Genomic DNA, 12,250 nt, shown 5'->3' with positions numbered 1-12,250 from the left:
GCCAGGAGCGGACATAAGCTGAATGTAAATTAGATGTAATGTGTTTTAGTGGGAACAACGCCATGCCCTATGAACGAACGAAACTATGACATTTAGGTTATGACAATAACACCATGGCATATAGGTGATGACATTAGGCGTTTTCAGGCACGATTTACCCTATGACATTTAGGTATACTTTGATGTCACAGATGGTTCTGGTTAATTCTGTCTGCAACAGCCAAGTTACAAAGCTGACTAAATTCATGCACCATCATTATGATGCCGACCTATCTCTCAGAATTCTCAGACTGTAATGATGTGATGGACGCCCCTTCCGAAGGCTGTCAATGCCATACTTTTTCTATTGTGCTATACATCGTTCAGTAGTTTTCCAGACTCTTCATGAAACTCTTGGCTTCATCATGAATCCAATCCCGGAAGATATTCAGGCGGTCGGAGTTAATCAATGCATGTGGACATATAAACCAGTATGACCAATGGCTGGCGACTTTAATTTGAGTTAATCGAACCAGAGTGCCTTCCTGGATCGCTTGCATCGCCAACGATTGCCTTACAAGTGCAATCCCCTGCCCATCTATCGCCGCCTGGATCTGTTGCGATGCGTCTTTATACAGTACGCCCTTCTGTGGCTCCTCAGCACCGCTAATGCCCGCTTCGAGAAACCAACTTTTCCACATAGCGTAATCATTTCGCAGCAGCTTATGGCTGAGAAGAGATTCAGGATCTTTTGGCAAAGAACCTTGATTGTAAAAAGGAGAGCATACCGGAAAGAAAACGTCATTCATGACCGGTTCAACAAAAAGCTCTGTCGCACCCGTTTCATTAAAACGGATCACCACGTCCACGTCATCGCGACTGAAGTCCGTCATCGTATTGGTCGATTGAATATCCACGTCAATTTCTGGATAGCGATCAATGAAACTTCCGATTCGGCCTAACAGCCAGCGAGAAGCAAAAGAAGGCAAAACACTTATGACTAAGCGCCTTCCTCTTTCTTCCGATCGCAAAAGTTCACTTGCCTCAGAGATTTCAACTAGCGCGGAGCGGATTTGTCGTGCGTAGATTTCTCCCGAAGGGGTTAACGTGACGCGTCTGCCATCTCTTTTGAACAACTGAACGCCCAAATCGGCCTCAAGTGCGCGAATCTGGTGACTGACCGCGCTGTGCGTAACACACAATTCCTCCGCAGCCCGTGAAAAACTGTTGAGACGCGAAGCAACTTCAAAAAACCGTACCGCTCCGAGGTTAGGCAGCTTTTTTATCATCATTTCTTTGTATGACCATATCTAGTCAAATAAAACTAACAATACGTAAAATTATCATCGTTTTTTAATTAATGAAGAATTTTTTAATCTCCTCATCAGCAGGCGTTTATTCACAACTCAATACGATGTGACGGCTAAATCTTTAGATGCTTACGAGAGATATCATTAAAAGGAGTGCTGGGCATGCATAGCAATACAAAATGTCGATGGGGGATTTTAGGAACAGCAAGCATCGCCCGCAAAAACTGGCACGCCATTCTCAACGCAGGAAACGGCAGACTCGTTGCAGTGGCAAGCCGTTTTATCAACAAAGCGGACCATTTTATCCGCGAATGCCAATCATCCGCACCAACCTGTTATGCCGTAGAAGCCGTTGAGGGTTATGAAGCGCTTATCGCCAGAAATGATATTGATGCGCTTTATATTCCACTTCCCACAGCCATTAGAGCTCAGTGGGCTGTCAAGGCAATAGAGGCAGGTAAACATGTGGTTATTGAGAAGCCCTGCGGGCTAAACGCAGACGAATTAAAAGAAATCATTCGGGCGGCGGAACGAGCGGACGTTCAGGTGATGGATGGTGTCATGTTTCAGCATTCGGCGCGTATACAAACCCTACAACGGTTACTTTCTTCTCCAGAATCGCTGGGGGAGGTAAGGCGCATTAACAGCCACTTCAGCTTCATGGGTGATCAAGAATGGATAAAAAATCATAGTCTGGTTGAGCCAGCAGGCTGCCTGGGTGACGTTGGCTGGTACAACATTCGGTTTACCCTTTTTGCAATGAACTATGCCATGCCGGTTAAGGTACGCGGGCGAATGATCTCCCGCTCAGATATCGGTAGCCCTGTGGAATTTGAGGCGGAAATGGTTTTCGGGAATGGCGTAACAGCCTCAATCTATAACGCATTCAACACTGCCCGCCAACAGTGGGCTTGTATCAGCGGTACTCGTGGCCACGTTCACCTGGACGATTTTGTTTTGCCACATTATGGCAACGAAACAAACTTTACCCTTCATCAGGACAGTTTTTCAGGCGATAAATGTTATTTCAATTTAGAAAGGCACAGTCAGAGCTTCCATATACCGGAATACAGCAACAACCACTCGACCTCACAGGAGGCATCTCTTTTCAGAACGTTCGGGGATATTGTAATTTCCGGGAACACTGACACATTCTGGCCAGATGTAGCGTTAAAAACACAAAGGATTATGGATGCTATGCTGCTGTCGGCCAGAACAGATAACGCATACATATCATTAAATTAAAATCATAATAGCCGCTTATTAAAGACAGCATTCGGCGGCTAGCAGGTGCGCGATCCGTTGAGCGGAAACTTGACAATATAAATAAGGATGTCTTTCTGCCAGCCTTCCGGCCGAGGCTGTATGTGAAAAGCACTATGCCGGGTATGAATAAAATTTTGAAATTCATACCCTGAAAATGATGCTTAAAGAAGAGTTTGCTCTGGTTCGAGGTTTAATTCAGATAACTCATAAATAAATTTATACCTAATGAAAATTAGATTATTTTATTTATCATTGATGGTTCTTCAGACTGCAATCCTTACTTATATCAGGAGGCAGTCATGCCATTCGTTATTTATGTGTTCACTATCAGCGCCTTTGCGCTCGGGCTAGCAGAATTTGTCCCCATTGGGCTGACAGATGTAATGGCCCATGGATTAGGCGTAGGCGTTGAGCAGACAGGTGCAGCGGTGACAACCTATGCGCTGGGCGCAACTCTTGCTGCACCGGTGCTGTCTGCGCTCACGGCGGGCTGGAGCCGGAAAAATGTGATGCTGACAACCGCTGTTGTCTTTACTGCCGGTAGTCTGGCGGCAGCGTTTGCGGCCACACTCCCTCAACTCCTTTTTGCCCGCTTTATTGCAGGTCTGGGTCACGGTCTGTTTCTGGCTGCGGCATCAAGCACTGCGGCGCGTCTGGCCGGACCAGGTAAAGCTGGCAGGGCTGTTGCCGTGGTGTTTGGCGGCTTTACGCTGGCAATGGCGATCGGTGTTCCATTGAGTACATGGCTGGGTGGCGTAGTGTCATGGCGTCCGGTTCTTGGGGCTATTGCTGCCTTCGGTGCGCTTGGATTCCTTGGCCTGTTGTTTGGCATGAAAGATCCGGTACGCAGCGTGCCTGGCGAACATGGCGGCTCGGCCATGCAAAATATCAGCATGCTGTTTAACCGTAAGCTGCTCGCCGGTGCACTGGTGACGGTGTTGGCGTACGCAGGTTCGTTTACGGCTTACACCTTTATCGCGCCAATTCTGACTCAGGTGACCGGAGTGACCGGCGCAACGGTGAGTCTGTTTATGCTGGTTTACGGTATCACCGCTGCGGTTGGCAATATTCTGGGTGGGAAACTCACTGACAGCATGGGAGTCAATCGCGCAAATATCCTTATTATCAGCGGCATCGTTGTTGTGGTGCTGGGTATGTGGCTACTGGCATCCTCACCGGTAAGCATGGGTATTCTGGTGGCGTTGCTGGGTATGCTGACCTTTGCCGCAGTGCCGGCGCTGCAAGCCCGCCTGATTGGTGTGGCTGAGCAACATGCACCTCATGCGCATGGCGTTGCAGCTGGCCTGAATATCGCGGGCTTCAACTCCGGTATCGCGCTGGGTTCGGTACTGGGTGGCCTCACCATCACACACGCCGGTATCGTGTACACCGGTATCAGTGGTGCGGTGGTTTCACTGCTCGGCTTGTTGTTGCTGCTTGCACAAATCCGTCGCAGTCACGGCAGTAAATATCAGCAGGCTGAAGCGTAAGTCAGTAAAGGGAGAGAATATGCTTACCCGTGAAAATATGCTTAATGGCGCATTTGTCAGAGCACATGAAACGCTGCTTCCGGCGCATATGCGCTGGGACGCAGAAAAAATACGGGCATCAATGTACTCCACTCTGGAGGAGCGCCCGACGGGCGCTCCTGTCTGGGTCTTTGCCTATGGGTCTTTGATGTGGAATCCCGCGCTGGCGATTGAGGAAATGCAACGGGCCCGGCTGAAAGGATGGCAGCGCAGTTTCTGTATCCGGCTGATATCAGGACGTGCCACCCCTGATGTACCTGGAAGGATGTTATCTCTGGACGAGGGCGGCGTAACCGAAGGGATGGCGTTCAGACTGCCGGAATCGACCCTTATTAATGAGCTGGAAATGGTCTGGACGCGCGAGATGATTACCGGTCTTTACCGTCCAGTCTGGGCCGACGTTTCTCTGGGAAACGGTGAGGAAATACAGGCGCTGGCTTTTGTCTCAGACCGGTTGCATCCGCACTACGAACAGGACAATCTTACAGAGACCGTGGCGACGCGCATCGCGTCCGCTCGCGGTGACATAGGCACCAATGCAGATTATGTCTGGAAACTGCAAGCCACTCTCGGTGCGTGGGGCATACGGGATGATTATGTGAGTGAACTGGCCCTGGCTCTACAGGGAACTCTCGGTAACGACAAATTTCATCAGTAAGGCACTTCCATATGAGTCATCTAACCCATCTTCGGACGTTTCTTGAGGCCTATCGCTCTGGCTCATTTTCCAGAGCGGCAGAGCAGTTGGGTATCACCCAGCCGGCAGCGTCACTGCACATCCAGTCGCTTGAGGCGCTCGTTGGCAAACGCCTTTTCATCAGGCAGGCCAGAGGTGTGTCGGCGACCGAAGCTGCGGATGAGCTGGCACGATCTGTTTCTCCTTTCATTGACGGTCTGGAAGACAAGCTTTCTTCTTTCCGGTCTGGTCCGGTTCGGGGAGGTACAGTAAATCTGGCAGGGCCGCCGGATTTTATTCATTCCCGGCTTGGGGCAGTCATGGCGCCATTGATGAGTGAGGGATACCGCCTGCGGTTTCATACCGGCAATAAACAGCGGATTTACGCATTGCTGCAGGAAGGGAGCGTGGATCTTGCTGTCACCGCATCAATGCCTGATGAACGCCTGTACGGCTATGCACATTTACTGACAGAACGCATGCTGCTGGTGCATGCACCTTCCATGTCAGAGGCGATTGGCCCTGAGCCTGGCGCGGAAAAGCTGGCCTCATTACCGCTTATTGCTTACGACGAGGAACTGCCGCTGATTAGAACGCTGTGGGCCACCCTGTTCCAGAGAGCGCCTGACATGCAGGCCGCATTCACTATTCCGGACCTGCGAATCATCCGCGACCTGGTCTGTAACGGCCACGGATGGACGGTACTGCCGGATTATCACTGTACGGATGACCTGAAAAGCGGACGCCTGGTTTCAGTGACGCCGTCAGAACTGGCCCCAACCAATCACCTGTATCTGGTCTGGAACAAACGTACGTCCAATAACAGCCGGACTGCCTACGTCCGTGATTTTATTCTTAAAGCGTTTCCGCGCTGAGGGCTGGCGGGCAGACTGCCCGCCCCGGTATCTCACGGAATGAAGCCCTGCTCCCGCAGCGCATTCAGTCTGTCAATGAACATTTCTTCGGTATCAGTGCAGTCATTAAACCCGTGCTGACGCGCCTTGATGGTGCTGGTAATGTTATCGAAAGTGTTTTTAAGGATAAAGTCTCCGAACTTCCATGACACGACGTTCTCATAAGAATACGCCTTCAGCCCATGCTCTTTCGTCAGCTTCTCCCACAGAGGTCCCTTGTCAGCCATCATTTCTTCAAGCGACAACGGGAACGGCTCACCGACCGGTATCTCAAAAAATTCCGCGATACGCGGCCAGACCCGGGACCAGCGGAAATAGTCACCGTTAGTGATATTGAAGACTTCCCCATGACAGGACGCCGTCTCGCCTGCCCAGTCGATTGCGCTGGCCAGGATGCGGGTATCGGTCACCTGGTAAAGGACCTCGTAGGCTTCTTTGGAGCCCGGAAATGACATCGGAACACCCTGTGCCTTCGCCATAGTTCCGTATACCGCAATGGCCATCAACAAGTTCATGGGATTGCCCACCGCCATGCCAATGACCGCTTCCGGTCTCAGTGCTGTCCACGACCAGCTCTTTCCTTCAGACTGCTCGCGCAGGAAATCTTCCTGATCGTAATAAAAATTTGGCGGCATATGCCGTGCATCGCTTTCTTTGGCAGGCGATGGGAACGGACCGATATGTGCACCATAGGCTTTGCCACCCTGCATCAGGGTAACATGCTGTAAATGAGGTGCTTTCTCCTCCAGTACTTCGACCAGGTTTTTAAGCATCAGCAGGTTTACCTCTACCTGTTTAGCCGGTGTGGGTTTTTCCTGATAGGCAGCGAAGATCAGATGCGTGGCCGCCGGCACCTGGGCAAGTAACGCCTCGCAGGAGTGCCGGTCTGTGAGATCGACTGGCAAATGTTTAGCCCGGGTCACGAAATCCGGTTCCCGTCGAGACAGAGCTATTAAGTCAACGTCCTGATCTTCAAAATGTCCCAAAACGCCACGACCGATGACACCCACCGCACCGGCAACGATGACAGTCTTTCTCATGTTGTATCCCTCTATAGCAATGTTGATTTAACGAACCTGAAGTGTTGTGACTTACAGTATTTTCGTCAAAGATCTCACGGTGCGTTCTGCGATAAAACATGGCCTAAACCCTGTTATATAGCCTCTCACATGGCCGGTATTAAATAATTTATAGGGGGCATTAAAAGGGTGATGGCGTCTGTAAAAGAGACTTCTTTTTCCCACATTGGCCTGCCGGCAATGATGAAAGCTTGGCCGCTGTGACTGTATGCAGTGGTATAAACGGTCAAAATCGTTTTATTAAGCCCGGGTGCGTATAATGCAGTTTTTCAACTCAGAAACGATGCTCTAAATGTTTAAGCTTGATAAGACCGATCGGGCAATTCTTCGGGAACTGCAGAAGGATGGGCGAATGCCTAATAATCTGCTGGCTGAAAAAGTCAGCCTTTCGCCATCTCCGTGCCTCAGGAGGGTAAAAGCTCTGGAGGATGCCGGTATTATCGATCGTTACGTTGCCGTACTCAGTCCTCAGGCTGTGGGTATGAACCTGACGGTCTTTGTCAGGGTCTGGCTGACAAGTCAGGATGCTGACACCACCGATCATTTCTCCCGGGAGGCCAGCCTGTTACCCGAGGTGATGGAATGCCATCTCATGGTTGGCGATTGTGATTTTCTGCTGCGCGTGATGACGACCGATCTGGCCGCCTATCGACAGTTCCAGACGCGGTATCTGACGCGCATTAAAGGCGTCAAAAGCGTCAAAACAGAGTTGCCAATGCAGACCATCAAACAATCACCGAAATCCCACTGAGTTGAATTAAGCGGGCATTTTTATGCCCGGCTTATTACTCATCGCTGTACCGCTGGATCCGGTAAACTCCCTGCAAACCAGGCGTTCCACATCGCAAAAACAATCCGTTGCGCTTCATTTCAAGTTCGGGCGTGGTCAGGGGCTGGCTGCATATCTCCCGCATCGCCTGCGGAGTCAGCCGGTTTACGTTATCAACGTAGCGCACCTGAGCCAGTGCATCCGGATAACTTCCCCCTACACGCCAGATCAGAAGTTCAAGTACAGCCAAGATCCCCAGCGCTGCTGCTGCAAGGCAGGGATAAATCACCGGGCCGGGCACTTTCACGGCATACCTGCCTTTTCGCACGATCGGCGCTCCTGACGGGCTGTGGTTTTTGCCGGGCCTTTGAGCCGGTCCAGCATAGCGGCCAGTACCATGATGCTGAGTACCGGCAGTATCCAGGCAAGTCCCTGATCATGCAGCGGCATCTGACGGGCCAGGATGAACGGCTTCAAAGTGACACCGGATGCTTCGAGCGCATCAGCCAGTCCGAAAAGAAAGGCAATCAGCGCAGCCGGCCTCACAACGCGAGGTGCAGACTGAAACCACCCACGAATAAAGTAGGTCAGGATAAGAACCACAAATACCGGATAAATTGCGGTCAGGATAGGAACCGACACGGTGATCAGGTGCGTCAGCCCCAGATTGGAAACCAGCATTGCAAATGCGGCAAAAAACCAGACATATGCCCGGTAACTGATAGGCGTAATGCTGCTGAAGTAACCCGCGCAGGCGCAGGTCAGGCCGATAGCAGTGACCATGCAGGCAACCGTTATCAGCACACCAAGGAAAATGTTGCCTGCCGTGCCGTAACTGAAATGCACGTAGGAACTCAGTACCTGGGCACCGTTAGTGGCGTTCTCAATCAGACCGGTACTGCCGGTACCGAGTCGAAACAGGCTGAGATACACCAGGACAAGCCCCGCACCGGCAATCAGACCAGAAAGTACCGCGTAGCGTGTAACCAGCCGTACTGAAGTGATACCCCGCGACTGAATGGCACCCACGATTACCAGTCCGAAAACCAGCGCGGCCAGCGTATCCATCGTCAGATACCCATTCGTTAGTCCCTCCGAGAATGGCGCTGTTGCATAGGCGGATACCGGCTGCTGTGGCTTTCCGGCGGGCAAAATAATGGCCGTTACCGCCAGAATGAGTAGTGCGATAATTTTAACAGGAGAAAGGACTTTCCCTACGGTGTCCAGTAGCCGCCCCGGGTACAGAGAAACCAGTATGACAACGGTGAAATAAGCAATGCTCCACAGCGGCAACCAGCGATCGCTTTCAGTAAAGGGCCTTATCGCCAGCTCGTAAGACACCGAGGCCGTACGCGGTGTGGCAAATAATGGCCCAACACAGAGGTAGCAAATGATGGTCAACAACATACCGCAGTGTCGTCCCACGGGCTTTGTGATGTCCGCCAGTGAGCCTCCGGCCTTTGCCATGGCCATTGCGGTTACTACCGGTAGCCCCACACCGGTCAGCAGAAAGCCTGCCGCCGCGACCCAGACGGATGTACCCGCCTGAAGGCCAATGAAAGGGGGGAATATAATGTTGCCCGCCCCGACGAACAGGGCAAAATTCATAAGGCCAAGTATAAAAATATCTCTGATACGAAAGGTTTTCATTTACTGAATCTTTATGGTGTTTAAAAAATGCACCTGTTCAAAGCAGGTGACGTAATAAAGCCGTAGCAACCACGCTGATTATCACCACGGGCAGGAGCGTTAATCGCATCGCTGCAAGCAGTGATATTGCCAGCGCCAGCAGATCCGCCAGGTTTGTGGTGACGAAATGAGGGGCAATCACGGTAATCAACACGCAGCCGGGGGCTGCTTCCATAACCGCCTCAGTCCGGGAACTGAGCTTTCGGTTTTTTAGAACGAGGTAGCCGGCAATGCGCGTGAAATAAGTCGTCACGGCCATAAGAAGAATGGTCAGAAGAGTGAGGCTCATGAGACTTTCCGGTTCATCAGAAAAATCGCTGCAATGCCGGTTATGGCACCCACAGGCACATACGCAGCGCCGGGAACGAGACGACAGGTCACCCCTGCGCAGATGAGGCTGACCAGCCAAGGCAGCGCTGCGCGATAGCCTTTCCACATCCCCTTCAACAGCACGAAAAACACGGCGGGAAAAGCCATATCAAACCCCCACCGGGTGATATCCCCCAGAACCGGTCCCAGCAACACGCCCAGCCCGGTTGAAAACACCCACGTGAGCCAAAGCGAGAGTGCTGTCCCCGTATAAAAACCCAGGTGAAAAGCTGGGTCATGCCCCCTCTCCCGGCGAACTTTGGCATCGGCGAGTCCCATTGCCCAGCTTTCATCACACATAAAAAAGAGCGCCAGCAGGGCCTTTCCCGGAGAAAGGTGGGATAAGCAGGGCGCAAAGGATGCCCCCATCAGCAGATGCCGGCTATTGACGAGCAGGCTTACCAGCACGATGGTCATGACCTGCGGGGGAGAGGTCCAGAGTGCGAGAGCCGCAAACTCGGAGCCTCCTCCAAAGTTAAGCCCGGTCATGAGCATCAAACTCTGAACGTTAAAGCCTTTCTGAGCAGCCTGCGCCCCAAGAAGAAGGCCAAATGGCAGAAAGCCGAGGACAACCGGTAGCGCTGCAAGGGTGCCACGCCAGGCTTCGGCTGAAAAAGAAGAGGGATACAAAACTTGTGATTCAGTGGTGGACATAAGCATTCTCCGTCAAGGCCGCTTATTTTATGGCTTTTAATCTGGCAACAGATTGCAATTAAATTCATTTAATAATATTTATTGAAATATAATTGCTCATTAATTTATTTTTGGGTTTTTTATTGCGCTTGGCGAAGGTGTGATTTTAGGAGGCTTTTTTTGTACCGGATGCCCTTTTTGGTATTCATATACCGTTGACAAACGATACTGCTATTGCTTGTGAGTTGTATGCCGGTGTTCCCAAAATGGCCAGGAGGCTGTATCGATAGTGCTGAACTTTGTTTTCCCCAGCCAAATGCGAGGAGGCACTGAAGGAGCAACTTAAGGGCGAAAATCAGCTCCTTCCATTACTGCTTTAATTCTGAGAATGGTCTGCCTGGTAGTATTAAATTCTCGGGCGATAGCGCTAATGCTTATTCCTTCGTTAAGCCGTAAGAATACTAATTTCTTTTGTTCGTCATCCAGTACAGGCGGACGACCAAAACGCTTTCCAGAAGCTTTAACCCTGGCGATACCAGCATGGGTACGCTCAAGTAGTAAATCACGCTCAAACTCAGCTACCGCAGAGATAACCTGCATTGTCATTTTTCCGGCAGGGCTGGTGAGGTCCACACCGCCTAAGGCCAGGCAGTGAACGCGTATTTCTGACGTGGCAAGCAGCCCCACGGTCTTCCTAATATCCATGGCGTTACGACCAAGGCGGTCCAGCTTGGTAACGATCAGTACATCGCCATGTTCCATCCGGTCAAACAGACGCATAAACCCCGGGCGTCACCGGCAGCGACGGAACCACTGATATATTCTTCGATCAAACGCTGCGGTTGGATTGAAAATCCGGCCGCTTCGATCTCCCGACGCTGGTTCTCTGTGTTCTGTTCTAAGGTGGACACCCTGCAGTAGGCAAAAACTCGTGACATGATGTTATCTTGCGTACGAAATAGATGTACGTATCATAAGTCATGTACGAAATAAAAAACACTAACTTTCGGACATCCTGATTTTGACATGTACGAAACCGGTCGGTTCAGTATATGGTCAAGAACTTACTTTAATGATTTATTGATGTTGCAATCGTTCAGGTTGGCAGGATTAATAACTCCGGAGTATCTATCAATTTTTTTCATATGCAGATTGATTTGCTCCCCTTAATTAACACAAAATGCTTAGAGCAATGTCCGCAGATCGCTCATAGCGGAAATTACTAATGCAACGGTGAATCAAAATACGGGGAGCAGGTCACCAATTCAATCTGATACTTCTGCACTTTGATATTGACGGCTTCATCCATGTCATCGCTGACATTTCCTTGCGTGCTTAACGAGCTAGATGCACTCAGACAGCAGGACCTCGTAGCGCTGCATTTGAAAGCAATGGCGTTGGAATATTCACAGCGACTGAGACTTATAACTTTCTGTCGCTGTGATAAAGCGAGTTTTCATCTCGTGTTTATTCTGAAAACCTGAATTACTCACCCGGCCGCATAGCTAGCCACGGTGAATAATTGCTTCATTGAGATTATGAATGACCTGGTCAATGTATCCTTTATCGGTGCTGGCTAAAGCCTGAGATTCACCGGAAGAGCTGTTCAGAAAAACGAGGTATTCAGTTTTTAAGGATTTAAACCAAGCGATGCAAGCTAATACGACAAGCACTCCAATTCCTTTGAATAAAAGGGTCGAAGCGGCAAAAACCATCACAACCCCAATCAGACCTACGACGATTGGAGCCGCCTTTGGAGGCTCATTTTGCCCTCTTTTGACGGAAGTTACACCATTCATGGCATAAGTTGTTGTCCCAACGATAAAACGAGAATTACTAATACTAACATTACCGTTTCTGTAGAATTCTATTTCTGACATTTTCAATCCCTTTGTCTGAGTGAAGTCGCACCGAATGAAATAAACGGCAAGACACTGCCTAAACTTTAATTTTTTTTACTAGAGCTTAAGCAAACATCTCGTTTTCAATGATTTTTCTTGTTGTTAACTTCACCCTGGAGGTTAAAATCTCTTCCAG

The 12,250-nt window shown here is 50.3% G+C and carries 12 protein-coding genes and 1 pseudogene; 5 read left to right on the top strand and 8 right to left on the bottom strand.

From position 1 onward, the window contains the following. Positions 1–362: 362 nt before the first annotated feature. Positions 363–1,271 carry a transcriptional regulator GcvA gene (gene gcvA, locus HA51_RS08465; protein WP_084934091.1) on the bottom strand — a complete coding sequence of 303 codons (909 nt, stop codon included), beginning with the start codon at positions 1,269–1,271 and terminating at the stop codon, positions 363–365. Positions 1,272–1,451: 180 nt separating this feature from the next. On the opposite strand from gcvA, the gene HA51_RS08460 reads away from it, so the two are divergent. From HA51_RS08460 to HA51_RS08445, 4 genes are all read left to right on the top strand, one after another. Beyond that, on the top strand, positions 1,452–2,534 hold the full coding sequence (locus tag HA51_RS08460) for a Gfo/Idh/MocA family protein (RefSeq protein WP_084934090.1): 1,083 nt from the start codon (positions 1,452–1,454) through the stop codon (positions 2,532–2,534). A gap of 320 nt (positions 2,535–2,854) precedes the next feature. Next, a complete protein-coding gene (locus HA51_RS08455; protein ID WP_084934089.1) occupies positions 2,855–4,045 on the top strand; it encodes an MFS transporter in 1,191 nt (396 codons plus the stop codon). 19 nt (positions 4,046–4,064) lie between these two features. Continuing rightward, positions 4,065–4,742, top strand: a complete 678-nt coding sequence (locus HA51_RS08450; protein ID WP_084934088.1) for a gamma-glutamylcyclotransferase — start codon at positions 4,065–4,067, stop codon at positions 4,740–4,742. An 11-nt stretch (positions 4,743–4,753) separates the two neighbouring features. Then, the gene (locus HA51_RS08445; protein ID WP_084934087.1) at positions 4,754–5,635 is read left to right on the top strand and encodes a LysR family transcriptional regulator; all 882 of its coding nucleotides are present in this window, start codon (positions 4,754–4,756) and stop codon (positions 5,633–5,635) included. A 32-nt stretch (positions 5,636–5,667) separates the two neighbouring features. Here HA51_RS08445 and HA51_RS08440 read toward each other — a convergent pair whose 3' ends face one another. Further along, on the bottom strand, positions 5,668–6,714 hold the full coding sequence (locus HA51_RS08440; protein WP_084934086.1) for an SDR family oxidoreductase: 1,047 nt from the start codon (positions 6,712–6,714) through the stop codon (positions 5,668–5,670). Positions 6,715–7,045: 331 nt separating this feature from the next. Here HA51_RS08440 and HA51_RS08435 point away from each other — a divergent pair, with 331 nt between their 5' ends. Beyond that, a complete protein-coding gene (locus HA51_RS08435) occupies positions 7,046–7,504 on the top strand; it encodes an Lrp/AsnC family transcriptional regulator (protein WP_084934085.1) in 459 nt (152 codons plus the stop codon). 34 nt (positions 7,505–7,538) lie between these two features. Here HA51_RS08435 and HA51_RS08430 read toward each other — a convergent pair whose 3' ends face one another. From HA51_RS08430 to HA51_RS08405, 6 genes and pseudogenes are all read right to left on the bottom strand, one after another. Next, on the bottom strand, positions 7,539–7,829 hold the full coding sequence (locus HA51_RS08430; RefSeq protein WP_084934084.1) for a hypothetical protein: 291 nt from the start codon (positions 7,827–7,829) through the stop codon (positions 7,539–7,541). Further along, positions 7,826–9,172, bottom strand: a complete 1,347-nt coding sequence (gene brnQ / locus HA51_RS08425) for a branched-chain amino acid transport system II carrier protein (RefSeq protein ID WP_084934083.1) — start codon at positions 9,170–9,172, stop codon at positions 7,826–7,828. Before brnQ ends, HA51_RS08430 begins: the two co-directional genes overlap by 4 nt. 37 nt (positions 9,173–9,209) lie before the next feature. Beyond that, entirely contained in the window at positions 9,210–9,500 is a 291-nt protein-coding gene (locus HA51_RS08420) for an AzlD family protein (protein WP_084934082.1), read from the bottom strand. Continuing rightward, positions 9,497–10,234: an AzlC family ABC transporter permease gene (locus tag HA51_RS08415; RefSeq protein WP_084934081.1), complete on the bottom strand. Its 738-nt coding sequence runs from the start codon at positions 10,232–10,234 to the stop codon at positions 9,497–9,499. Before HA51_RS08415 ends, HA51_RS08420 begins: the two co-directional genes overlap by 4 nt. Positions 10,235–10,555: 321 nt before the next feature. Next, positions 10,556–11,151, bottom strand: a pseudogene (locus HA51_RS08410) (recombinase family protein). A gap of 567 nt (positions 11,152–11,718) precedes the next feature. Then, a complete protein-coding gene (locus tag HA51_RS08405) occupies positions 11,719–12,093 on the bottom strand; it encodes a DUF6232 family protein (RefSeq protein ID WP_169718776.1) in 375 nt (124 codons plus the stop codon). Positions 12,094–12,250: the final 157 nt, after the last annotated feature.

Source organism: Pantoea rwandensis, assembly GCF_002095475.1.
In the GTDB taxonomy this organism is placed as follows: Bacteria; Pseudomonadota; Gammaproteobacteria; order Enterobacterales; family Enterobacteriaceae; genus Pantoea; species Pantoea rwandensis.
The sequence above is the reverse complement of the archived record's forward strand: the minus strand, read 5'-3'. Positions and strand labels throughout refer to the sequence as shown.

Excerpts from the sequence above, each read along its gene's own strand:
- gcvA (WP_084934091.1), bottom strand. The coding sequence starts at position 1,271 with ATGATGATAAAAAAGCTGCCTAACCTCGGAGCGGTACGGTTTTTTGAA.
- HA51_RS08460 (WP_084934090.1), top strand. The coding sequence starts at position 1,452 with ATGCATAGCAATACAAAATGTCGATGGGGGATTTTAGGAACAGCAAGC.
- HA51_RS08455 (WP_084934089.1), top strand. The coding sequence starts at position 2,855 with ATGCCATTCGTTATTTATGTGTTCACTATCAGCGCCTTTGCGCTCGGG.
- HA51_RS08450 (WP_084934088.1), top strand. The coding sequence starts at position 4,065 with ATGCTTACCCGTGAAAATATGCTTAATGGCGCATTTGTCAGAGCACAT.
- HA51_RS08445 (WP_084934087.1), top strand. The coding sequence starts at position 4,754 with ATGAGTCATCTAACCCATCTTCGGACGTTTCTTGAGGCCTATCGCTCT.
- HA51_RS08440 (WP_084934086.1), bottom strand. The coding sequence starts at position 6,714 with ATGAGAAAGACTGTCATCGTTGCCGGTGCGGTGGGTGTCATCGGTCGT.
- HA51_RS08435 (WP_084934085.1), top strand. The coding sequence starts at position 7,046 with ATGTTTAAGCTTGATAAGACCGATCGGGCAATTCTTCGGGAACTGCAG.
- brnQ (WP_084934083.1), bottom strand. The coding sequence starts at position 9,172 with ATGAAAACCTTTCGTATCAGAGATATTTTTATACTTGGCCTTATGAAT.
- HA51_RS08420 (WP_084934082.1), bottom strand. The coding sequence starts at position 9,500 with ATGAGCCTCACTCTTCTGACCATTCTTCTTATGGCCGTGACGACTTAT.
- HA51_RS08415 (WP_084934081.1), bottom strand. The coding sequence starts at position 10,234 with ATGTCCACCACTGAATCACAAGTTTTGTATCCCTCTTCTTTTTCAGCC.
- HA51_RS08405 (WP_169718776.1), bottom strand. The coding sequence starts at position 12,093 with ATGTCAGAAATAGAATTCTACAGAAACGGTAATGTTAGTATTAGTAAT.